This is a genomic window from uncultured Chitinophaga sp. (genome assembly GCF_902168175.1).
In the GTDB taxonomy this organism is placed as follows: Bacteria; Bacteroidota; Bacteroidia; order Chitinophagales; family Chitinophagaceae; genus Chitinophaga.
Map to the genome: position 1 here is coordinate 51,759 of NZ_CABHOU010000073.1, position 24,051 is coordinate 75,809.

Here is a 24,051-nt window from a genome sequence, read left to right on the forward strand (position 1 = left end):
TAATTCGACTATCTTTTATTTAGACTGCTTCAGCAGCCATTCGTAAAACTTCACATCGTAATAGGGAGTAGACCAGGCATCGTGCCCGCCGGTTGGTTTCTCTATGTACTCCAGCATTTTTCCGCCACAGGCTTTGATCGCATTTACCAGTTTCCTTGAACCGGTAACCGGCACGGTATCGTCATCGGTATTGTGATATACTTTCATGGGCTTGTCTTTCAGCGCGCAGGCCCTAGCCGGATTGCCCCAGCCACACATGGGCGCGAGCGCGGCGAATTTATCAGGATCGTTCATGCCCCACATCCAGGTGCCGTTACCGCCCATGCTCAGGCCAGTAAGGTATACGCGGTTGGTATCTATGCGGTACAGACGTACAATGTCGGGCCACAAAGCGTTGAGGCTCGCCACATCCCAGGTGTTGACGTTTAGTTTACACTGCGGCGCAATCACCACAAATGGAAAATTACTCATATCGCGAAGGCGATGCGGAATCCCCATTTGCTTCACCAGGTTTATATTATCACCCCGCTCTCCTTTTCCATGCAGGAAAATGAGTACCGGCCAACGTTTACTGGTATTGGTATTATAGGTAGATGGTGTATACAGCACATACTGATCGATACTTTTGCCCGGCAACCTTACTTTTTTCACGGAAATACCCGGAGGCTGCTTCGTATAATAATAAGTCGTATCTGGCTCAGTAAAAGCATATAGGGGGGAGGTGCCCATGCATATAAGCAGGCAGCAGCATAGCAGTCGGTGTATAGATCTAAATAGCACGATGGTTAGTTTCCGGTATAAATGTATCAAAAAAAAATCCCCGGACATAACATCATTGATAAACGTTATATACCGGGGAAATAGTTTCGTTGTCACTTCTACTTTTTATACTGCAGCATCCACTCATAAAAAGCCGGATCGTTGTATACTTTCGTCCAGGCATCGTGGCCGCCGGTAGGATTTTCAGTGTATTTGAATTTGGTAGCATTACATTTCATAATGGCCGTGTCCATAAAACGCGCATCCGCCACACGCACCTGCTCATCGTTCGCATTGTGAAAAGTCCATATCGGGCGGCTGCTGGTTTTACATACATCGGCCCAGTTGTCTGGCTTAGGCGCACTAATTGGTGCGATGGCCGCGAAACGGTCCTGGCGCATAATAGCCCAGGTCCAGGAGGCAAAACCGCCCATGCTGTTGCCAGTAAGGTACATACGCGACTGATCGATATTATAGATTTTAATCACCTCGTCATATAACCTCGCTACGCTCGGCAAATCCCACCAGGTGCCCTTATTACACTGTGGCGCAATAACAATAAAATTCAGGTCGGTGGTGCCATTTACTCTTTTGGCAAGACCGGTATTTCTCACCAGTTCAATATCATTACCTCGCTCGCCCAGGCCATGCAGGTAAATGATCGTGGGCCACAACTTTTCTTTATTGTCGTTATAACCCTGCGGAATGTAAAGAACGTATTGGGAACTGATACCTCCGGTATCCCTGTTTGTCATTTTCTTCACCAATAAGCCGGAAGTTTGTGGTACAAAGGTTACAGGTTTGGTGCCACCACCACCGCCGCCGGGGTTAGTGATCGTGTCTGTCGGATTTTTATCCGGATCAACATTGTTTTTTCCGCAGGATAACATACACATTACGCCCAGGAACATAGTAAGGGCAGCCACTACCAGTGGCATACGGGTCAATTTGCTGTACATAGATATTTAGATAATCGGTATAAAAACACGGCCCGCGCTTGTCATAACAAGCCGGTTGCGTAGGTTATAAAGGCGGTTAAAATCAGTATGAGATGGATAAAGCGGGCGCTGAGTTTCACTGCATTACTCAATAGCCTTTTCGTTTAATTTTTTTCTGCTGCTAAAATACTAACTTGTTTTTCTACCTCAGGTTAAACGTAATACACAGGTATCTCGAACTTGTATTAATGCAAAAGTGCAAAATGATCGCGTACTAAACAATAGCACGTTTTTCATTTTGCACTTTCGCGTTTCCCTTCTAATATAATTTTCAGGGACTTATCTGGCAATGATGATTACTTTTTATACTGCAACAGCCAGGTATACAATTCGGGCGTGTTGTAAGCTTTAGTCCAGGCATCGTGGCCACCGGTGGCGTTTTCGGTATATTTAACCCGGGTGTTGCCCAGCCCCTTCAATTCGGCCACAATGTTACGGCTATGCTCTACTCCTACCGTTGGGTCGTTTGCGTTATGAAAGGCCCAAACTGGTGTGTTTTTAAGGTTCTTTATTTTATCGGGGTAATCGGTGGCACCGCAAATAGGAACAATGGCTGCAAATTTATCTGGATAAAGCGCTCCCCAGTTCCAGGTACCGTAACCACCCATGCTTAAACCGGTAAGGTACACGCGACTGGGATCTACGTTGTAATCGGCCAGCGCCTCGGTAAGCAGTGTATTCAGGCTTGGCATATCCCACCAGCTATCGATATTACATTGTGGTGCGATCATCACGAACTGGAAATCTTTATCGTTGGCCAGTTTCTTCGCCAGTCCAACATTTTTTACGGAATTAATATTGCTACCCCGCTCTCCTACTCCATGCAGGAATATAATAAGCGGCCATTTTTTAGTTTTATCGGTGTTGTAGGTCGACGGTGTATACAGCACATATTGTTTGTTAATCGCCGGTGCTGAACGTACCAGGGTTTTAACGGATATACCTGGTGTTTGCTGCGCAAAGTCGTCTTTAGCCCCGCCGGTATTGGTCGTATCTTTACCGCCGCCGGTGCTGGTGGTATCCTTGCCTCCGCCTGTGCCGGTGGTATCTACATTACCATGCCCATCTGTAATAGGCGTGATACTGTTTTCTTTACCGCATGATGTAATGGAAATCCACGCTGCAAAAAAGAACGTGGCTAGTGTCATAGGTCTGGTAAACCATTGGTTTTGTGTTGTTATCATTAGTTTTCCTTGATATGGTGTAAAAATGGCCTTCGGAGGCGTTCCTCTAAAACTCGATTCGTTGGATTTTATTTTGATATAGGTTCCCAATCTGTAGAAAAAATTGCGCCAAATTTGGTAGCAGAGGGGCTTACCACGGATGAGACTGACACCTGACCGCGCTATTAGTGCGTTGTATTTTTAGAGCATTCTTTTAATTATCAGCTATATAGATCGATTTAATTATCACACTTTATAAAAAAACAAAATGGGGGAAATATTCGAAAATATTTCCCCCAGGGCTAAAAATCAGTGTTCTCTGTTTACTTGCGATAAGATTTAAACCAGCTGTAAAGGTCGTTGTTGGCGTAAGCTTTGGTCCAGGCATCGTGACCTCCGGTTGGGTTTTCGGTGTATTTCACGCGGGTATTACCTGCATTACGCAATACACGTACTATCTCCCTGGTGTTTTCTACGCCCACAGTTGGGTCATTGGCATTATGGAACGTCCATGCGGGCACATTTTTCATGTTAGCCGCTTTGTCCAGGTAGTCGGCACCGCCACAAATAGGTGCTACTGCCGCAAACTTCTCCGGATTCAGCATGGCCCAATCCCATGCACCGTAACCGCCCATGCTTAAACCGGTGAGGTAAATGCGCTGAGGATCAACGTTGTACTTTTCAATCACTTCTGCATACAATGCGTTCAGACTACGAATGTCCCACCAGGTGTCGGGCTTACACTGTGGCGCAATTACCAGGAACATGAAATCGGTTTGGTTGCCTATTTTCTTAGGCAGACCAACGTTTTTAATGACATTGATGTTGGTGCCACGCTCTCCAATTCCATGCAGGAAGATAATTACCGGCCATTTGGAACTGGTGTGTGTGTTGTAGGTGGAAGTGGTGTACAGCAGGTACTGCGGATTAATACCGCCGGCTTCTGAAGCCCTCGATCCGGTAAGGGTTTTAACCGACCATAATGCGGGCTGTTTTACGAAACCTGCCTGGTTGGGTGCTACCAGTACCTCATCGTCAGTAGTAATTGGTGCAGTACTATCTTCTTTAGAACACGATGCAAAAAACATCGTTAAACTGGCCGCCATGGGCACGAACATTCTTTTTACTGCAATAGCAGTCATGCTTTTAATGGTAAACATAAAAGAGGTTTTAAGTGATATGGTAAATAAATGTCCAGAAAAGGATGCCCTCTCGAAAAGCACCCGGGTTTTCATATCAGCGAACGCGGTTTACTAAGGCTGTATTGTATAAGGGAAAAACTTATGCCAGAAACCAACTGCTGTGCTGATGCACAACAGGCTCCGCAATCCTTTTACAGACGAGGATTTAGGGGGAAACGTAAAAGCTATCTATTATTAAAACAAATATATTATTAGAAAAAAGATAAATTAAAAAAATACGGCATAAAAGAATATTTTCTTCTATGCCGTAATATGCTATTTTAAACGTAATTACGCTTTTAATAATTCCACACTGCGATGCACAAATGCGGTAAGGTCTGCGCCGGTGAGCAGGTTCTGCGATAACAAAGCAAGGTCGGCGAGGTTACGCACCAGCTTCTGCTGGCGACCACCATCTGCCTCTTTCAGCACGTCCTGGTAAATGGGATGGTTCGCGTTTACGGTCATCGTAATTTCATCGGGCAACTGGGAATACCAGTTGTTGGCCTGACCGCTTACTGCCGCCATATCTTTCATACGGCGCATGAACTCGGAACGGGTTACGATTACTGGTTGCGCGTCGGCCTGCAAACCTTTGAGGTCCACTTTAATATTTGGCTGCGACTGCAACTGGAAGGTGAATATTTCTTTCAGTTGTGTAGTCTGGTCTTCGGTCAACACGCTGTCGGTGTTTTCGTTGCTGTCGATCAGGTTGTCCGCAATATCGGCGTCTACACGGGTAAACTGCACATTATCCCACTTCTGCTCAATGGTGTTAATGAAGGCCGCATCCACAATGGTTTCGAGCTTAATTACCTTATACCCTTTTGATTTGGCTCCCCATATGTAACTGTCCTGCTGCACGGGATTGGTGGTGTACAGGATGACCAGTTTACCTTCTTTATTGGTTTGTAACGCTTTACTGGCTTCACGCAGTTCGTCAAGAGTATAAAAGGTGCCACCGTCCACGTCTTCCATCAGCAAAAACTTATTTGCTTTCTCATAGAACTTATCGTCGGTCATCATACCGTATTTCACGAACAGGCCGGTATGCTCCCATTTCTCTTCAAACGATTTGCGGTCGTTGCGGAATATCTCGTCCAGCTTGTCGGCTACTTTTTTGGTGATATGTGAGTTGATCTTACGCACGTTCGGATCGCCCTGCAGGTAACTGCGGCTAACGTTCAGCGGAATGTCCGGACTGTCGATCACACCGTGTAACAGCATCAGGAACTCGGGTACAATGTCTTTTACCTCGTCGGTTACATATACCTGGTTGCTGTAGAGGTTGATCTTATCCTTCTGCATTTCGAACGTCTTTTTGATCGTCGGGAAATACAGGATGCCGGTAAGGTTGAACGGATAGTCTACGTTCAGGTGAATCCAGAACAGCGGTGGTTCGGAGTACGGGTACAGCTCTTTGTAAAAGTTCTGGTAATCTTCTGTAGTCAGTTCGCTGGGTTTCTTTGTCCAGGCGGGACTAGGATTATTTACCTGGTTACCTTCAAATTTTATAGGCACTGGCAGGAAGCGGCAGAACTTTTCGAGGATGCTGCGGATGCGGCCTTCGTCCAGGAACTCCTGGCTTTCTTCATTCACGTACATCACGATGTCGGTACCACGGTCTTCTTTTTCGGTTTCTTCCAGTTCAAATTCCGGGCTGCCATCGCATTCCCAACGAACCGCAGGGGCATCTTTCCAGGATTTGGTGCGGATCTCCACTTTTTCGCTCACCATAAAGGAAGAATAGAAGCCCAGGCCAAAGTGACCGATAATGTTGGCGCTGTTTTCCTGTCCTTTATATTTATTCACGAACTCTTCGGCACCCGAAAAGGCTACCTGGTTAATGTATTTATCCACTTCCTCGCCGGTCATACCAATACCATGGTCGGAAATTGTGATGGTTTTAGCTTCTTTGTCCAGCTTGATCTCAATGTCGATATTACCGACTTCGCCCTTGAATTCGCCAACACTGGCAAGGGTTTTCAGTTTTTGGGTGGCGTCTACAGCGTTACTCACCAGCTCACGGATAAAAATCTCGTGATCTGAGTAGAGGAATTTCTTAATGATGGGGAATATATTTTCCGTTTGAACGCGGATGGCTCCTTTCTGCATAATGAATTAATTTTTTTGGCTAGACCTTATGATTTTCAAAGTATGTGCCATTGGCGGCAGGCTGACAAGATGACGGGATAAGAAGGATGGGACCAGCAACAGTACTACTATTCAGCCGCCGTTGTGTCACTCCCTTCAACTTCAGCTACAACATTGGGCAAAAAAACTGTCGCAATCTGCCCCTGAAAGCCGGAATTCCCCAACATTTGCATTACGGTTGAAACCCGCTGTGGATACGGATCTATTTAAGATCCTTCGTACATCCTTCGTAATTTGTTGTTGAAACCCTCGTAAATCAGGCACTTTTTAAGAAGGATGTAAGAAGGATGTTCGAATGATCTACGAACGACGCCGGGAGAACGAGCGAACTGGTAATAACCTACAATACCACCTTGTGCCCCAGCAAGCGTTCCTCTTCTGGCGACACGGCGAAACCGGCCACCATAGCGCCCCCCTTTACCGAAGGTATATCGATCCTTTATCCATCCTATAATAGCCACCACCACCACAAAGGGTTTCAGAAGATTTGGATATAGGATGGATAAAGGATCGATATAGGATGGCCGGACGGTCGATAGGCCAAAGATGATATTATTTTCTCCTATCGCCCGGCCAGCGGTTTGCGGTTGAAGAGAGTGACACAACGGCGGCTTAATATTGTTACTATTCCTTGTTAACCAAAATATTACAATTCCATTATATAGAAACCTCGTCAAATTGGGTGAACTGTTATAAATTGCGCTCATTATCAGAAAATGATGCCTGCTAACCACGTAAGCATTAAACATTTTGATAATACAGAAGCCAATGAGGCACCCGAAAACATGTTAACCGGACAATCTTTTTTGAAAAAACCATGCAATTAGGAAGGCTGTCCGGGTGGATGGCCTTTTTTCTTTGAAATACAAGGCAGACAAGGCTTGGAATTGAGAAAATACCCCTATCTTTGCACTCCAATTTTAATTTTTTTATCATTTACAAACAAATCAGGGAATTATGTCAAACTACGAATTGATGGTGATTTTTACCCCTGTGCTGTCTGAAGAAGATGCAAAATCCATTCAGAAGAAATTTGCTGACGTTATCAGAGATAACGGCGGTGTGATTGGGCACGAAAATCCCTGGGGATTAAAATCACTGGCGTATCCGATCCAGAAGAAAACCACGGGCATGTACCTGGTTCTGGAGTTCACTGCGCCATCCGACCTCAATGAGAAGCTGAAGATCCAGCTTAATCGCGATGAAAATGTATTGCGTTACATGGTTACTAAACTTGACAAGCACGCAGTAGCGTACAATGCAAGGAAAAAAGGTAGCCTGAATGCTGAATCAAAAACCGTTGAAGCTTAAAAGTTATGGCAGTTAAACAAGAAATTAAGTACTTAACGGCTGTTAAGACTGAGAAACGCCAGAAGAAATACTGCCGTTTCAAGAAACTGGGCATCAAGTATATCGATTACAAAGATGCTGAGTTCCTTAAGAAGTTCCTGAACGACCAGGGTAAGATGTTGCCCCGCCGTATCACCGGTAACTCTCTGAAATTCCAGAGAAAAGTAGCCGAGGCTATTAAAAAAGCCCGTCAAATGGCTCTGTTGCCTTATGTTACTGACCTTTTAAAGTAAGAAAGTTATGCAAGTTATCTTAATACAAGACGTTGATAATCTGGGCCAGAAGAATGAGCTGGTAGCCGTAAAAAATGGTTACGCCAGGAACTTCCTGATCCCTCAGAAATTTGCCGTAGAAGCCAGCCCTTCTAACCTGAAGCAACTGGACGAGCGCGTGAAAGTACAGAAAGTGAAGGAAGAGAAAATGCTTGCCGAAATCGCGAAAGTGGTTGAGGTACTGAAAGCTTCTCCTGTTAAAATCGGTGCTAAAACCGGTACTTCCGGTAAAATTTTCGGTAGCGTAACTGGCGTTCAGATCGCCCGCGCTATCAAAGAACAGAAAGGTTATGAGATCGACCGTCGTCGTATCCACATCCTGGATGATGTTAAAGAACTGGGTACTTACAAAGCGAAACTTGATTTCGGTAAAGGCAACGAAGCTGAACTGGAATTTGAAGTAGTGGCTGAGTAGTTCACTCCATAAAACATTACGTTTAAACAGGCTGCCCTCACCGGCGGCCTGTTTTTTTATGCCTACCTGAACTATTAGCATGCGCTGCCTGTTATACAAACACTAAAATCAGCATTGCTATGTTAAAATGTATTCCCCTCCTTTTGCTACTGGCCTTTTCGCCATTAATCTCCTCCGCCCAGGTTACACTGGATAAAGCCAAAAGCGCTGCACAAGCCGGCGGTATCGACGTAAACAGTGCGGCCAATGCCATACTCGGAAAACTAACACCGGCGCTGGGCCTCTCCGCCGCGCAAAAGCCGAACGTACTTACCGCGGTTACCGGTTTCCTGAAAGATAAATCGGGGATTATGGGATTGCTTAATACAGACAAAGCGGCCTATACTTCTAAACTTACCGGCTTACAAAACGGACTTTTCGGTAAACTGAAAGGGATATTGTCCCTGGCGCAGTACACGAAATTCCTGGGCCTTAAACCTAAGGCGGCGGATGCGGCGAATGTGCTTACGCAGTTATTTTATTAAATACGAAAACGCCTCCTGTACGGGAGGCGTTTTCTTTATTACTTCAGCAACTCTTCGAGTCCTTCTTTCCTTAACGTATACAACCCTATCCGGTCGCGGGCCACACCTTCTTTTAGTTTGTAAGTACAGATAATTTCTTCGCCCTCGTGTAACACCTCGAGGTAGCGGCGCTGCACGTGCTGCATATGCGGCAGTTCGTCCAGGATGGCGGCGAGATGTGAGGTGAACACAAAAAATCCGTTACGGCGTTTGGCCATACCGTTTAATACAATGCTCAGGCAGGCTGCGGCATCTTCTGTATTGGTGCCGGAAAACAATTCGTCGAATACAGCGAATACTTTTCTGCCTTCATTTACTTTTTCTACTGCCAGTTTCACTCTTTTGATCTCACTCATAAAATGGCTGTAACCGCGCTGCAGGTCGTCGGTTTTATTGATGGCGATCACAATATCGGCGAATAAAGGGATACGCGCTGCTGCTGCCGGAACACCTATGCCCAGGTGAGCGAAATACACCGACAGGCAAATAGCGCGGATGAGGGTCGACTTACCGGTCATGTTAGCGCCGGTGAGGAACAGGCAGTGCGCTTCGTTAAAATCTATATCATTGGGAATGGCATGTCTTACCTGCAAATGGTAAAGGCCTTTCAGCTCAAACTTATCTTCGGTAATTTCCGGGAACACTAAATTATAACGATGACTGAACTTTGCCAGCGAACATAAAGCATCGAGTTCGTACAGTATTTCCAGGAACTCAGATACCTGTTTTTTGTAGGTTGCCCGAAACGCATGGTCGAACACGAACATGGAGGTTTCACTCACTTCATCGTCCAGCTTCAGACTTTGCAGGCCGAACATATTGATGGTATCGTCCATCTGGTCCAACAGCCTTTTTAAAACATCGGGCACTTCTGGTTTTATTACAGTTGTGAGGAACTGCTGTAGCGAGAACATGAAGTAGGCAGCACGTTTGGCGGAACTGGTAATATAGAAGTAATTGCTTTTATCGGTGAGTTGCCGGCTCACGATCTGCATAGTGCGTTTTACTTTGTTATGAACGTTCACCGGTACGATGTTCGACTCGAGGTATCGTTCGAGGTAATACATATCGTCGTTGGCTACGGGCAGGTTAAACTGCTGTATGTTAGCCTGCAGATAACGGATGGCCTCTTGTGTTTTAAGCAAGGTTTCGCGGTCGCTGATGGGTTGTTTGAGGCGGGCTTTAAGTCGCTCCATACCATTATCAGTGCGGGTATGATCTATCAGTTTAAATAATGCGCGGTCGGGATGCAGCTGATCGAAGATACCGAGGTCGCCCAGACTTTGTAAATCGAGCATAATAAAATTATGATTTATAGCCTATTCGTAGCGCAGCGCTACAATCGGGTCGAGGCGGGATGCCTTTATAGCCGGATATAAACCGGAAATGAGGCCAACGGAAGCGCACAATAAAATCCCAAGGCTTATCCATAACCAGGGAACGATAAAGGCCGTTTTGAGCAGCAACGACATAACGTTACCAACGGTCATACCCAGCAACACGCCCAGTATGCCGCCCATTACGCTGATCAATATGGCTTCCAGCAAAAATTGCATGCGGATGGCGGAGGCGGTTGCCCCTAAAGCTTTGTTTACCCCTATTTCACGGGTGCGTTCGGCAACCGATACCAGCATAATATTCATTAATCCAATAGCAGAACCAAACAAGGTGATAAAACCAATGAGGATGGCAGCATAGGTAACCATACCCAAACTTCGGAACAGCACTTCAGCCACGCTGTCGCTCTTGGCGATGTAGAAGTTATTCTCTTCATCAAGCGCCAGTTTACGGATGATGCGCATTGTGCCGGTGGCTTCGCCAATAGCCACATCCATCTGTTTGATGTCATTTACATTTACGCCAATGTTATAAGAAGCGTTAGGCCGTATAAACACGCGGCGGGTGTTACTCACCGTGGTAAGCACCACGTTATCTGCACTCATAAAACCACTGTTACCCTTCGACTTCAGTACACCTATCACCCTGTACCGCACATTGCCCACGCGAATGCTGCTACCGTCCACATTCTTCAGGTCCTCCCCGAACAACTTCTTCGCCACGTCCACCCCCAATACAGCCACGTTACGGCCCGACTCTACATCGAGTGAGTTAAAGTCGCGGCCCTGCTGCAGATCGTAGCCTGAGAACCGGAGATAGTTTTCATCACCGCCAATTACCTGTACGTTCGGGTTCGTTTTTTTATCACCATTATACACCGTAATACCTCCACCCGCGCGGAACGATACTGTTACCATCGACGGGAAGGCGAAACGGTTCTTAAAGGCCATCGCCTCTTCGAATTTGATGATCTTGTTCCTGTTAGATACTTTTACCTTGCGCCGGGTGGTCGTATTACCCTTGGTGGCTCCGCCCCCGCCGCCGCCTACACGGATAATCATTTCGCGGTTACGGATGGTAAACCCGTTGGCGCCCATACTGGCAAAACTGCTGTAGATACCCGATTTGATACTTTCAATGGCCGTAAAGATGCCCACCAGCGCCATAATACCCAGGGCTATAATAGCCACAGTAAGGAATGTACGCAGGCGGTTGCCCAATACAGAACGGAGTGCGAGAAAGAAAGTATCGAAGAATTTCATAAAAACCGGGTTACCCTAAAGTTAAGATAAATCGCTTATGTAACCGGCGCATAAATATATGAGAGGTAGCCGGTTTAAAGAAAAAGGGAGGAATGCAGTGCATCCCTCCCTTTAAATATCGTTTACAAGCTGTATTACAACCAGTTGAGCAGGATGTTCGGATAAACGCCCAACACCACCACAATGATCACTGCGAATATCAGTCCGGCTTTAAAGCCAGTGCTAACGGCGGCTACCTGCGGAGTACCTGGTTTGAAGTACATGGCCATAATTACGCGGAAGTAATAGTAAACACTGATAGCAGCGCAAAGTACGGCCAGTATTACGAGCCACAGCAAACCGCCCTGCTGCACGGCTGCTGCCAGTACAAAGTACTTGGCGAAGAAACCGGCTGTAAGCGGGATACCTGCCAGAGAGAGTAAAAATACGGTGGTAACGAAGGCCAGCAGCGGTTCAGATTTAGCCAGGCCGTTAAAACCATCTAATGTATAATCTTCCAGTTTAAGCAGCACGGCGAAAATACCGATGCTCGCCACACTGTAAGCAGCTGCGTACAGGATAATACCCTGAGTGGCAGTAGCATTTAAAGCGATGATGGCGAACAGCATAAAACCTGCCTGCGCAATACTGGAATAGGCCAGCATACGTTTTACACTCTGCTGGAATACGGCGGTAATGTTACCGATAAGCAGGGTAAGGGCGGTGATGATAGCGATAATAAGTATCCAGTGCTGGCTGAGTGCGCCAGTGGAGAATGCGTTGTGGAAGAGGCGTGCAAAGGCGATGAAGCTACCAGCCTTAACCACCGTGGCCATAAAAGCGGTGAATACGGTAGGAGAACCATCGTACACGTCGGGCGTCCAGAAGTGGAAAGGAGCAGCGGATACCTTGAATGAAAGCGCGAAGGCCATCATCAGTATGCCACAAAGTGTGAGCGGATGCAGTTCACCGGTACCCAGGCCTATTTCGGTAATGTTGAAAGTACCGGATGCCCCGTAGATCAGCGCAATACCCATCAACAAAATACCTGTAGAGAAAGAGCCCATCAGGAAATACTTGAGGGCAGCTTCGTTACTCTTCTGGTTCCTTTTATCGGCGCCCGCGAGAATGTACTGCGGGATAGAGATAATTTCTATAGCGAGGAACAGTATCAGCAAATTACTGAAAGAGGATGCCAGCGTAATACCTGCAAGGATAAAGAATATCAGCGCAAAGTAATCGGCCACATGCTCTCCCACTTTTGCAAACGAACTGCCGCATAATATGAAATAAACAAGGGTGGCGCCAATGGCTACTGCGTTAAAGAGTACCGAAAACCGGCTTACCTCTATCATGTTGTACAGCGTAGTGCTGCCTGTTTCGGTAAGACGAAGGTCCAGCAGGTTAGCTGCAAAAGCGATAATAGCTCCTGCGATGGCGAAATATTTAATGCTTTGCTTGTTCTTCACGAATAACCCGACAAACATCAGGAAAACACCAAACAGAGCAGAAGAGATTAATGCGTTCATATTTTTGCGTTACAAAATCCTTTTAGTATGAATGCAGTTGAGTAAACTGCCTCGTTTCTTCAATATCAAATCACTTTATCGAGCCAGGCAGTTGTCTGCGACACCAGCTCCAGCAATGGTTTGGGATAAACACCCAGTACCAGTATAATCGCCACGATGATGCTCAGCGAAATAGTTTCACCGGTTTTCAGATCAGTGATGGTGCTGGTAAGACTATTCGCCTCACCGAAAATCACTTTCTGGATCATGTTAAGCGTGTATACGGCAGAAAGGATGATACCCAGTCCGGCGATAGCTGCAAACCACACATTATACTCGAACAAACCGGCGAACATCAGGAACTCGCCAATAAACCCGTTGGTTAAAGGCAGTGCGATGTTGGCCAGGCTGATGATTACCAGGAAAGTAGCCAGGCGTGGCGCATACGTTGCGATACCGCCCATTTCGTTCAGGTTTTTGATATTCAGCCTTTGCTGAATGATCTCTACGATGATCCACAACCCTATGATGTTGATACCGTGGTTGAACATTTGTACCTGTAAACCCTGCAGGCTTTCTTCGTTGTTAGCGAATATAGAAGCGGCCATTAAGCCGATGTGCGCGATAGACGAGTAAGCGATCAGCTTCTTGATATCCTGCTGCAGCATGGCGATGCAGGAAGCGTAGATGATACCGATGATAGAAAGCACCATTACCACTTCTGACCACATGTAAGCGCCCTGTGGCAATACCGGCAACAGCCAGCGTACTACACCAAAGAGGCCCATCTTCACCATTATACCCGAAAGCACCATGGTTACAGGAGTAGGTGATTGCTCGTAAGTATCCGGCTGCCAGGTATGGAACGGGAACACCGGCATCTTAATCGCAAATGCCACAAAGAAGAGCCAGAACAACCAGCTTTGTTCACCCTGCGGAAGGGTGAGCGAAGTAAACACGCTCCAGCTGAAGGAATGTGTTTGGTTATAGATGTAAATCAGTCCCACCAGCATTAGCAGGGAACCGAGGAAAGTATACACAAAGAATTTGAACGTAACTGCAATACGTTTCTCACCACCCCACATAGAGCAGAGGAAGTATACAGGAATAAGCGCCAACTCCCAGAATACGTAGAACAGCAGGGCATCATAAGCAGTAAATACGCCCATCAAACCTGCCTGCGACAGCAGCATTAAGCCGTAAAAGCTGTTTTGCTGTTCATACTGGCGGGTGTAAATAGTAATAAAAATGAGGGGGAAAGAGATAGCGGTGAGCAGGCACAACATGAGGCCCATACCATCCAACCCAACATTGAACTGGCTACCCAGTTGCGGTATCCATTCAGCGGTGAACTGAAGGCTTTCGGCCCCCTGCGACCGGAACTGCAACCATGCGCCGATGCCTACTGCAAGTGTTGCAATAGAGGCAATCAAACTCAGCACCCTGGCGCCTGCGCCTTTCAGACCGAATGCTATCAGGCCTGCTACCAAGGGGATCAATATTAGTAATACTGTCAACATAATTTATCTTACGCTTGTAAATCCGCTACCAACTTTTATAAAAACAAACTGATCACCAATAATATGATCATACCTAATACCATGGCAAAAATGTAGAAGCCCACAAGACCATTCTGTAACAACCTTGCCTGGCGGCTTCCCCACTTAACGCTTCTACCTACGCCATTTACCAGTCCATCAATACCCGAACGTTCAATTACATCCTGGAAGAAGCCGGAAAGGGCGATCAGTGGTTTCACGATAATGGCATCATAAATTTCATCTACATACCATTTGTTCTCCAGCACCTTCGCCAATCCAGTATTTTCTTTACCATCGTTCTGGTAATTAATGAATTTGCTGCGGGCGAAAAGGATTACCACGATCACCAGGCCAGAGCTGATACCCATCAGTATCCATTCCATGGAATGACTGAGGTGTTCGGCATGGTCGCCAAGGTGTGCATGTGCAAATATCGGTGCCAGGTATCCTTCCAGGAGGTTAGGAAGACCAAATGCCGGGGGCAGGCCTACATAACCGCCAATTACGGACAACACGGCCAGTACGATCAGCGGGAAAGTAATAGCTGCGGGACTTTCGTGCAGGTGGTGTTCCTGTTCGTGTGTACCGCGGAACTGTCCGCAGAAGGTAATGTAATACAGGCGGAACATATAGAAGGCAGTCATTAACGCACCTACCAGGGCAAGCGCATAAATAACCTTATTGCTAACAAATGCGTGCGCTAATATTTCATCTTTAGAAAAGAAGCCCGATAAACCGGGTATACCAGCAATGGCCAAACAGCCAATCAGGAAAGTAATGTTGGTGATGGGCATCCACTTTTTGAGGTTACCCATTTTACGGATGTCCTGCTCGCCGCCCATAGCGTGAATAACGCTACCAGAACCAAGGAACAGCAGGGCTTTAAAGAAAGCGTGCGTCATTACATGGAAAACAGCCGCAGTATAAGCACCAACGCCCAGGGCGATGAACATATAACCCAACTGGCTCACTGTAGAATAGGCCAGTACTTTCTTTATATCGTTTTGTTTAAGCGCGATGGAAGCCGCCAGCAAAGCGGTAACCAAACCCACGATCGCTACAACGGCCTGTACACATGGAGAGAGAGAATAAATCACGTTGCTGCGCGCCACCATATAAATACCTGCGGTAACCATGGTTGCAGCGTGGATGAGGGCCGATACAGGGGTAGGACCCGCCATTGCATCGGGCAGCCAGGTATACAAAGGCACCTGCGCCGATTTACCCATAGCACCTACGAAAAGCAGGGCAGCTATGGCCATCAGTATACCGCTATTTAATCCCAGTGCAGCAGCTTTTTCAAATACTTCAGGGAAAGTAACCGTTCCAAAATGCGTGATCATTAAGAAGATACCGAGTAAAAAGCCGAGGTCACCGATACGGTTCATCACGAAAGCTTTTTTAGCGGCTTTATTGTAGCTGGTGTTTTTAAACCAGAAACCAATCAACAGGTACGAACACAAACCTACACCTTCCCAGCCGATGAACATCATCACGTAGTTGGCGCCCAGCACCAGCAACAGCATGGAGAATACGAAGAGGTTGAGGTAAGCGAAGTAACGGGCAAAACCTTCGTTACTCTCCTCGTGCATGTAAGAAGTAGAATAAATGTGGATGAGCGAACCTACGCCGGTAATGATCAGCAGGAACAAAGCGCTCAGCTGGTCTACCTGGAAAGCGAACGGAATGCTCAGGCTACCCACAGTGATAAAGTCGAACAGGGGAACTACCTGTGCGGTAAAGCCAGGCGTTTTCACCTCGAGGAATATGAGCAGGCTGATCACAAAACCGGCGATAATAGTGCCGCTACCAATAATGCCTACCAACGATTTGGATAAACTTTTCCTTCCCAATCCATTGATCAGAAAACCTAACAGTGGCAGAAAAGGAACCAGCCAAACAAGATGTATCATTTGCTCAAATACTAATTAACGAATTACAGTAAAGGTTAAGAATTCCGCCCGGCCGAACATTCACGTACGGGCAACAGAATATTAGTTCTTTAACCTGTTTAAAATGTTGATGTCTACAGAATGCGAGTTACGGTACATCATTACAATTACCGCCAAACCTACAGTTACTTCGGCCGCGGCCACTACCATGACAAAGAACACGAATAGCTGTGCAGACGCTGCGTCGGTACGACCCGCATCTACCCACATTTTTGAAAAAGCTACCAGCAAAAGGTTTACGGCATTAAGCATCAACTCAATGCACATAAAAATAATGATGGCATTTCTGCGGATCAACACTCCCATCACACCAATACAAAACAACGCAATGCTTAAAAAGATATAATACTGAACCGGCATATACAGTTACCCTTGCGGGCGTTTATTTTCTGTTGATTAATTCTAGTCTTTTTTACCCAGTACCACTGCACCGATCATGGCGCTAAGGAACAGGATGCTGCTGATCTCGAACGGTACCACATATTGTTTGAACAATACGTTACCCAGGTTTTTGATCAACCCGATATCGCTGGCAGTGTTCATATCCAGCGACGCCATGCTGGCCGAACGCAGGATGCCTGTAATCACCAGCAACAATGCACCACCACTAACAGCGCCTGCATACTTTAACCAGTTGCGTTTCTGTGGCTCCAGTTCGGAGTTGAGGTTCAGCAACATGATCACGAACAGGAACAGTACCATGATGGCACCCATGTAAACGATGAAGTTCACAATGGCGAGGAACTGCGCATTCAGCATCACATAATGGCAGGTAATGGAAAAGAACAGTACGATCAGCGATAACACACTATTCACCGGGTTCTTACTAATGATCACACCCAACGCCGTAACGATGGACACAACCGACAGAATGATAAAGATTATCTCGTGTAAACTCATTTCTGGCTTATAATTTTTCAGTTACGCTTTTTCTTTAGGATTGGGGATCAGCAGATCGTCTTTTCCATATATAAAACCTTTACGCTGGTAGTTAGCCGGTGCAAATGTTTCGGTCATGTAAATCGCATCTTTAGGGCAGGCTTCTTCGCAGAAACCGCAGAAGATGCAACGAAGCATGTTAATCTCGTAACGGGCAGCGTACTTCTCTTCACGGTACAGGTGTTCTTCACCTTCTTTACGTTCCGCCGCTTCCATAGTAATGGCCTCTGCCGGACAGGCAACTGCGCACAAACCACAGGCTGTACAGTTCTCACGTCCTTCCTCATCCCGGTTCAATACGTGCAGGCCGCGAAATACGGGGCTGAACTGTCTTGTTTCCTCAGGGAACCGTACGGTGGCCTTCTTCCTGAACAGGTGTTTAAACGTAATGCCCAGGCCTTTCATAATGGCAGGGATGTAAATCCGCTCCCAGAAGTTCATTGGCCTCCTGTCTACTGCCTGCGCCCTGTTAGTTAATGCTTCCATATCAATTAGTTTATTTAACGACCCTCTTGGTCTGATTATATTTTAATTAGCTCTGCTGCCACAGTATTAATGCTCCGGTAATGAGCATGTTTACTAATGCCAGCGGTATCAATACCTTCCATCCCAGTTTCATCAGCTGATCATAACGGAACCTTGGTAAGGTCCAGCGCACCCACATAAAGAAGAAGATGAAACAGATGGTTTTAAAGAACAGCGCGCCCATACCCAATATGGTAAGCCAGTTGCCGTCCAGTCCTATCTGGTCCATGTAAGGGAAGCTGTAACCGCCGAAGTACAATGTAGCCATCAGCGCAGAGCTGATAAACATGTTGATATACTCGGCGAACAGGAAGAAACCCAGTTTCATGGAAGAATATTCCAGGTGATAACCACCGTTCAATTCGTTCTCCGCCTCCGGAAGGTCAAAAGGAGCACGGTTACATTCTGCGAACGCACAGATCAGGAACAGGAAAAACCCGAGTGGCTGGTATACCACGTTCCAGTAACCGGCACGTTGTTGTTCTACGATCTCTTTCAGGCTAAGTGTACCGGTAAGCATCAGCAGCGCGATCAGGGAAAGCCCCATCGCCAGTTCGTAACTGATGATCTGTGAAGCACCACGTACTGCCGCCAGCAGGGAGAACTTGTTATTCGAAGCCCATCCGCCTATCATAATACCATATACACCCAGGCCTACAACACCAAATATGTAAAGAATACCTACGTTAATGTCGGCCACCTGCAGCGATACCTGCGTATTTCCAAAGGTGAGCGTGTCGCCCCATGGTAACACCGCACCGGTCATACATGCTGTTAACATTGCCAGCGAAGGACCGAGTATGAACAGGCCACGGTTGGCGTTGGTAGGGATAATCTCTTCTTTAAAGAACAGTTTACCGCCATCCGCCAAAGGTTGTAATAAACCCAGCGGACCCGCACGGTCGGGACCAATACGGTCCTGAATCCAGCCGGCTACTTTACGCTCGCCCCAGGTACAATACATGGCAACTACGAGCGATACAGCCAGTACGGCGGATATCAGCAATATCTTTTCAAGAGCAAATAATAAATCTATTCCCAGGAACGTCATAATTCAATTATTGAACACCTTTCTTGTTAAAGTCATCGGAATGCGCAGGCCCGTCGATCTTCGACAGGTCTACGTTTGGCTGGTTTACCTGGCTTACTGAATGAATGTCCATCAGCAGTTTAGGCTGGCGGCCATCCAATACTTTCTGGATCGTTTCCTGCGGTTTCACGGTGCCTACATAGTGGCCCTGTGAAATAACGCTGGTACGGCTAATCTTCCGCGGACCTTCCACTACCCAGTCTTTCGCTTCTTTTTTCTCGAAACGGCAAACATCGCAGATAAAGGCTTCTACTTCCCCGTACTCGTCTTTACGGGCAGTTACGCGAAACACCTCTTCTCCTCTCATCCACAAGGTGGTTTTACCACAACATTTAGGATTCTCGCAGTTACGGTGTGCATCAACCGGTTTCAGGAACCATACGCGGTTTTTGAAACGGAAGGTTTTATCGGTAAGGGCGCCTACAGGGCAAACGTCGATTACGTTGCCGATAAAGTCGTTGTCCAGTGATTCTTTAATATAGGTGCTGATCTCTGCATGTTCACCACGGCCCAGGATACCATGCTCGCGCTTTTCGGTAAGCTGGTCGGCGGTAAATACGCAACGGTAGCAAAGTATGCAACGCGTCATGTGCAACTGGATGTGTTCACCCAGGTCGATCTTATCGAACGTACGGCGTTTGAATTCGTAACGGGTGGCACTTACACCATGCTCGTAGCTAAGGTCCTGCAGGTGACATTCACCCGCCTGGTCGCACACGGGGCAATCCAGGGGATGGTTGAGCAGCAGGAATTCCACCACACCTTTACGTGCTTCAATTACTTCGGGAGAAGTAATGTTGGCTACTTCCATACCGTCCATTACCGTTGTGCGGCAACTGGCCACCAGCTTTGGCATAGGGCGTGGGTCTGCTTCAGAACCTTTGCTCACCTTTACCAGACAGGTACGGCATTTACCACCGCTTCCCTGCAACTTGCTATAGTAGCACATTGCCGGGGGCACTATATCTCCTCCAATCTGTCGGGCAGCATTCAAAATAGTGGTGCCCGGCTCTACCTCTACCGAGATATTGTCGATCGTTACTTTAAATAATTTCTTCTCGTCCGCCATGGTTATGACTATATTTTTTCGCGCTTTGCTGCACGTAATGTTTTCAATGTTAGGCTACAGGCTGTGGTACTGGCAAAGGATCTGCATAATGTGCCAGACCGAAGTTGCGTTTAACCGCTTCTTCCGGGTTGTTCACGTGCCATTCAAACTCGTCGCGGAAGTGACGGATAGCTGCTGCTACCGGCCAGGCTGCTGCGTCGCCGAGCGGACAGATGGTGTTACCTTCTATCTTACGCTGGATGTCCCACAGCAGGTCTATATCGCTCATTTTACCTTTACCGTTCTCGAGGTTCGACAGTACTCGCTTCATCCAGCCGGTACCTTCACGGCATGGGCTACACTGTCCGCAGCTTTCATGGTGATAGAAGCGGGCCAGGCTCAAAGTGTGGCGAACCACGCACTGGTCTTCGTCCAATACAATAAATCCACCCGATCCCATCATAGTGCCGGTGGCAAAACCGCCATCGTTCAGGCTTTCATAGTTCATCAACCTTTTCTCTCCTTTTGCGGTGGTCAGCAACAGGTTAGCAGGCAGAATGGGAACCGATGAACCGCCGGGGATGCAGGCTTTCAGGCGTTTCCCGTTGGGGATACCGCCACAGTATTCTTCAGAATAAATAAACTCCTCTACGCTGATGGTCATGTCAATTTCATACACACCAGGTTTGTTGATATTACCGCATGCAGAGATCAGCTTCGTTCCGGTTGATTTACCAACACCGATTTTCGCATACTCTTCGCCGCCGATATTAATGATAGGCACTACTGCAGCCAGCGTTTCCACGTTGTTTACTACAGTTGGGCTTTGCCATAAACCCTTCACAGCCGGGAATGGTGGTTTCAGGCGTGGGTTACCGCGTTTGCCTTCGAGCGACTCGATCAGGGCAGTTTCCTCACCACAGATATAAGCGCCGCCACCGCGTTGTACATATATTTCAAGGTCGAAACCAGTGCCCTGGATGTTTTTACCCAGCCAGCCGGCTTTCTTCGCTTCTGCAATGGCTTCTTCCAGGATGTCCGGGATCCATGCATACTCGCCGCGGATGTATATATAAGTAGCGTTGGCGCCAAGTGTATAGCTGGAAATCAGCAGCCCTTCTATCAGCAAATGGGGCAAAAACTCCATCAGGTAGCGGTCTTTAAAAGTACCAGGCTCCGATTCGTCCGCATTACAAACTAAGTAACGCGGTACGCCTTCCGGTTTGGCAATAAAACTCCACTTAAGGCCAGTAGGAAAACCAGCACCACCACGGCCACGCAGGCCACTCTTCTTCACTTCGTCCAGCACCTGGTCGGTGGTCATGGATTTCAGGGCTTTTTCGGCCGCTGCATAACCGCCATTTTTCCGGTATACATCGTAATACCGGATGCCTTCAATATGAGCTTTGTCTAGTAATAATTTTCGTCCCATTGTCGCGCTTTTAGCCTTCGCTGTTAGCTGTTTATGTATCTACAGGCCGTTTTCGGCGTTCGTTTTTTCTTTATGTTCCGGGCGGCAGTAAGGCTGTTCAACATCCGTTGCGTCGCACACTTCAACCGCAGGAATACTGACCCGGCTTTCTTTTAGTTCTTCACCGCAGCCCTGCATTCGTCGATGATAGCATCCACTTTGGCAGGCGTAAGATGTTCGCGGTAATGTTTACCCAGCTGCATCATCGGCGCATACCCACAAGCGCCGAGGCATTCCACGGTCTTTAAAGTAAAAAGGCCATCAGCAGTAGTTTCACCAACGCCAATGCCCAGTTTCTGTTTAATGTAATCAATGATCTGGTCCGAACCGTTTACCATACAGGGGCCCGTTTGACATACCTCGAAAAGGTATTTGCCTACCGGCTGCATGTTAAACATGCTGTAAAAGGTGGCCACCTCATACACTTCAATATTGGTAATGCTCAGCAGGCTCGCCACATAATCCATCGTATCGGAACTCAGCCAGCCGCCAAATTCTTCCTGCGCCAGGTGCAACACCGGTATCAATGCACTTTTTTGCTTCCCTTCCGGATAGCGTGCCATGATCTCCTTTACTTTATTCAGCTTCTCTTCAGAAAATTGTATCATAAGTAAACCCCTTCGAGTTTGTAATTTATTGTTTCGCTTTGTTATTCCTGCTTATGCATCCAGCTCACCTGCAATCAGGTTCAGGCTACTCATACAAATAATCGCATCACTCAGCATCGCACCTTTCACTAATTCAGGATATGCCTGGTAGTAAATAAAGCACGGACGGCGGAAGTGTAAACGATAAGGAGCGCGGCCGCCATCGCTGATCAGGTAATATCCCAGTTCGCCATTGCCACCTTCTACTGCATGGTAAACTTCGCCGGGCAGGATTTCAGTTTCACCCATCACAATTTTAAAGTGATAGATCAGCGCTTCCATTTTGTTATATACATCTTCCTTATCAGGCAGGTAATAAGCAGGAACGTCTGCGTGGAAAATATCTTCCGGCAGGGTCTTCAGTTTATCCATCGCCTGGCGTATAATGCCCAGGCTCTGCCACATTTCACCATTCCTTACCAGGAACCGGTCGTACGTATCGCCGGTAGAACCAACAGGGATGGAGAAATCGAAGTCCTGGTAAGAACTATATGGCTGGGAAATACGCACATCGTAATCCACACCGGTAGCACGCAGGTTAGGACCTGTAAAACCATAGTTCAACGCCCTTTCACCTGTTATAGCACCAACGCCGATAGTACGTTCCATGAAAATACGGTTGCGGTTAAACAGGTTTTCAAACTCCTTCAACACCGCAGGATACTCCTTCAGGAACTTTTCTATTTTCTGGAAAGCCACCGGCGTAAAGTTTCTTTCGAAACCACCGATACGGCCAATGTTAGTAGTTAAGCGGGAGCCGCATACTTCTTCGTAAATCTCGTATATCAGCTCACGGTACTGCATTACGTACAGGAAGCCGGTAAACGCACCGCTATCCACTCCAATTACCGAGTTACAGATAAGGTGGTCTGCAATACGCGCCAGTTCCATGATAATAACACGCAGGTAATCCACCCGTTTAGGTGTTTCGATACCCAGCAGTTTTTCTACAGTAAGGTGCCAGCCAATATTGTTGATAGGAGAAGAACAGTAGTTAAGCCTGTCTGTAAGCGGTGTAATCTGGTAGTAAGGCCTTCTTTCGGCTATCTTTTCAAAAGCCCTGTGAATATAGCCTACTGTTGGAACGGTCGATACCACCCTTTCACCGTCCAGCTCCATGATATTCTGGAACACCCCGTGCGTAGCCGGGTGGGTAGGACCCAGGTTAAGCGTTGTTGTCTGCTTTTCAATCGAGCCTTCCGGCAGGTTTATATGTTGCTGCTCTGACATAGCCTTTATTATGATATAAAAAGGAAATGGAAACCAGATGCGGCGGCCACGGGGTGTGCTTTACCACAACTCCATCGGTGCAACTCCATCTGTTTTCCATTACTCATTTTGTGTCTTATTTCAATTCTGTGATTAATTACTTGGCGATCTCTCCCCTTCCAAACATCTCATCATCCTTATCTATACGTGTCTGGTCTTCCAGTGGAAATTCCTTACGCATAGGAAAGTAGTCCATTTCATCCACGTTCAGGATACGTTTCAGGTTCGGGTGGCCTACGAAGTCTATACCATAGAAATCGAAAGTTTCCCTTTCCATCCAGTTAGCAGCTTCAAACAGCCTCGTAGCTGTAAAAACCTGTGGAGTGGCAACGGCTGTAAATACCTTGAAACGGATTCTTACGTTCTCCCTCATGTTATGCAGGTGGTACACTACGCCCAACTCAGCTCCCTGCTGGTCGGGGAAATGTACGCCCGTGAGGTCAGTCATAAACCTGAATTGCAGGTCTTGCTCATCGTACAGGAACTGGAGCACTTTCAGATTTAAATCTTTAGGTGCGGTGAAGGAAAGCATGCCATACGGCTCTTCCATGTTGGTAATTGCATCACCAAACTTCTCTACCAGCCTGCTTTTTATATGCTCGTTCGTCAAAGACATTACAATATACA

At 47.0% G+C, this 24,051-nt stretch carries 23 protein-coding genes; 4 read left to right on the forward strand and 19 right to left on the reverse strand.

What is annotated here, in order from left to right:
* Positions 1-15: 15 nt before the first annotated feature.
* The 5 genes from QZT80_RS17015 to htpG all read right to left on the reverse strand — a co-directional run bounded on the left by QZT80_RS17015 (position 16) and on the right by htpG (position 6,216).
* Positions 16-651 carry a PHB depolymerase family esterase gene (locus tag QZT80_RS17015; protein ID WP_295124617.1) on the reverse strand — a complete coding sequence of 212 codons (636 nt, stop codon included), beginning with the start codon at positions 649-651 and terminating at the stop codon, positions 16-18.
* Between the two features lie 227 nt (positions 652-878).
* Positions 879-1,718: an alpha/beta hydrolase-fold protein gene (locus QZT80_RS17020; RefSeq protein WP_295124620.1), complete on the reverse strand. Its 840-nt coding sequence runs from the start codon at positions 1,716-1,718 to the stop codon at positions 879-881.
* A 335-nt stretch (positions 1,719-2,053) separates the two neighbouring features.
* Positions 2,054-2,941, reverse strand: a complete 888-nt coding sequence (locus tag QZT80_RS17025) for a hypothetical protein (RefSeq protein WP_295124623.1) — start codon at positions 2,939-2,941, stop codon at positions 2,054-2,056.
* Positions 2,942-3,243: 302 nt separating this feature from the next.
* Positions 3,244-4,080, reverse strand: coding sequence for a hypothetical protein (locus tag QZT80_RS17030; protein ID WP_295124626.1), 837 nt, complete (start codon positions 4,078-4,080; stop codon positions 3,244-3,246).
* A 312-nt stretch (positions 4,081-4,392) separates the two neighbouring features.
* On the reverse strand, positions 4,393-6,216 hold the full coding sequence (gene htpG, locus QZT80_RS17035; RefSeq protein WP_367112875.1) for a molecular chaperone HtpG: 1,824 nt from the start codon (positions 6,214-6,216) through the stop codon (positions 4,393-4,395).
* Between the two features lie 996 nt (positions 6,217-7,212).
* On the opposite strand from htpG, the gene rpsF reads away from it, so the two are divergent.
* The 4 genes from rpsF to QZT80_RS17055 all read left to right on the forward strand — a co-directional run bounded on the left by rpsF (position 7,213) and on the right by QZT80_RS17055 (position 8,816).
* Entirely contained in the window at positions 7,213-7,566 is a 354-nt protein-coding gene (gene rpsF, locus QZT80_RS17040) for a 30S ribosomal protein S6 (RefSeq protein ID WP_295124628.1), read from the forward strand.
* Positions 7,567-7,571: 5 nt separating this feature from the next.
* A complete protein-coding gene (gene rpsR, locus QZT80_RS17045) occupies positions 7,572-7,838 on the forward strand; it encodes a 30S ribosomal protein S18 (RefSeq protein ID WP_295124630.1) in 267 nt (88 codons plus the stop codon).
* Positions 7,839-7,845: 7 nt separating this feature from the next.
* Positions 7,846-8,292: a 50S ribosomal protein L9 gene (gene rplI / locus QZT80_RS17050; protein WP_295124633.1), complete on the forward strand. Its 447-nt coding sequence runs from the start codon at positions 7,846-7,848 to the stop codon at positions 8,290-8,292.
* Between the two features lie 119 nt (positions 8,293-8,411).
* Positions 8,412-8,816 carry a hypothetical protein gene (locus QZT80_RS17055; RefSeq protein ID WP_295124636.1) on the forward strand — a complete coding sequence of 135 codons (405 nt, stop codon included), beginning with the start codon at positions 8,412-8,414 and terminating at the stop codon, positions 8,814-8,816.
* A gap of 38 nt (positions 8,817-8,854) precedes the next feature.
* Here QZT80_RS17055 and QZT80_RS17060 read toward each other — a convergent pair whose 3' ends face one another.
* The 14 genes from QZT80_RS17060 to QZT80_RS17125 form a co-directional block, all read right to left on the reverse strand.
* Positions 8,855-10,153, reverse strand: a complete 1,299-nt coding sequence (locus QZT80_RS17060) for a hypothetical protein (protein WP_295124639.1) — start codon at positions 10,151-10,153, stop codon at positions 8,855-8,857.
* A gap of 21 nt (positions 10,154-10,174) precedes the next feature.
* Complete coding sequence (locus QZT80_RS17065; RefSeq protein WP_295124643.1) at positions 10,175-11,455, reverse strand: ABC transporter permease; 1,281 nt, start codon at positions 11,453-11,455, stop codon at positions 10,175-10,177.
* Between the two features lie 134 nt (positions 11,456-11,589).
* Complete coding sequence (locus QZT80_RS17070) at positions 11,590-12,963, reverse strand: NADH-quinone oxidoreductase subunit N (RefSeq protein ID WP_295124646.1); 1,374 nt, start codon at positions 12,961-12,963, stop codon at positions 11,590-11,592.
* Positions 12,964-13,028: 65 nt separating this feature from the next.
* Positions 13,029-14,462: a NuoM family protein gene (locus QZT80_RS17075; protein WP_295124649.1), complete on the reverse strand. Its 1,434-nt coding sequence runs from the start codon at positions 14,460-14,462 to the stop codon at positions 13,029-13,031.
* Between the two features lie 35 nt (positions 14,463-14,497).
* Complete coding sequence (gene nuoL, locus QZT80_RS17080; protein WP_295124652.1) at positions 14,498-16,396, reverse strand: NADH-quinone oxidoreductase subunit L; 1,899 nt, start codon at positions 16,394-16,396, stop codon at positions 14,498-14,500.
* A gap of 81 nt (positions 16,397-16,477) precedes the next feature.
* On the reverse strand, positions 16,478-16,795 hold the full coding sequence (gene nuoK / locus QZT80_RS17085) for an NADH-quinone oxidoreductase subunit NuoK (protein ID WP_295124655.1): 318 nt from the start codon (positions 16,793-16,795) through the stop codon (positions 16,478-16,480).
* 42 nt (positions 16,796-16,837) lie between these two features.
* Positions 16,838-17,335: an NADH-quinone oxidoreductase subunit J gene (locus QZT80_RS17090; protein ID WP_295124658.1), complete on the reverse strand. Its 498-nt coding sequence runs from the start codon at positions 17,333-17,335 to the stop codon at positions 16,838-16,840.
* 21 nt (positions 17,336-17,356) lie between these two features.
* The gene (gene nuoI, locus QZT80_RS17095; RefSeq protein ID WP_295124661.1) at positions 17,357-17,860 is read right to left on the reverse strand and encodes an NADH-quinone oxidoreductase subunit NuoI; all 504 of its coding nucleotides are present in this window, start codon (positions 17,858-17,860) and stop codon (positions 17,357-17,359) included.
* A gap of 46 nt (positions 17,861-17,906) precedes the next feature.
* Positions 17,907-18,950, reverse strand: coding sequence for an NADH-quinone oxidoreductase subunit NuoH (gene nuoH / locus QZT80_RS17100; protein WP_295124664.1), 1,044 nt, complete (start codon positions 18,948-18,950; stop codon positions 17,907-17,909).
* Between the two features lie 7 nt (positions 18,951-18,957).
* Positions 18,958-20,058: a 2Fe-2S iron-sulfur cluster-binding protein gene (locus tag QZT80_RS17105; RefSeq protein ID WP_295124667.1), complete on the reverse strand. Its 1,101-nt coding sequence runs from the start codon at positions 20,056-20,058 to the stop codon at positions 18,958-18,960.
* Positions 20,059-20,107: 49 nt separating this feature from the next.
* Entirely contained in the window at positions 20,108-21,469 is a 1,362-nt protein-coding gene (nuoF, locus tag QZT80_RS17110) for an NADH-quinone oxidoreductase subunit NuoF (RefSeq protein ID WP_295124670.1), read from the reverse strand.
* 152 nt (positions 21,470-21,621) lie between these two features.
* Positions 21,622-22,116: an NADH-quinone oxidoreductase subunit NuoE gene (nuoE, locus tag QZT80_RS17115; RefSeq protein WP_295124673.1), complete on the reverse strand. Its 495-nt coding sequence runs from the start codon at positions 22,114-22,116 to the stop codon at positions 21,622-21,624.
* 51 nt (positions 22,117-22,167) lie between these two features.
* Positions 22,168-23,385, reverse strand: coding sequence for an NADH-quinone oxidoreductase subunit D (locus QZT80_RS17120; protein ID WP_295124676.1), 1,218 nt, complete (start codon positions 23,383-23,385; stop codon positions 22,168-22,170).
* A 136-nt stretch (positions 23,386-23,521) separates the two neighbouring features.
* Complete coding sequence (locus QZT80_RS17125; RefSeq protein ID WP_295124679.1) at positions 23,522-24,040, reverse strand: NADH-quinone oxidoreductase subunit C; 519 nt, start codon at positions 24,038-24,040, stop codon at positions 23,522-23,524.
* Between the last annotated feature and the right edge of the window lie 11 nt (positions 24,041-24,051).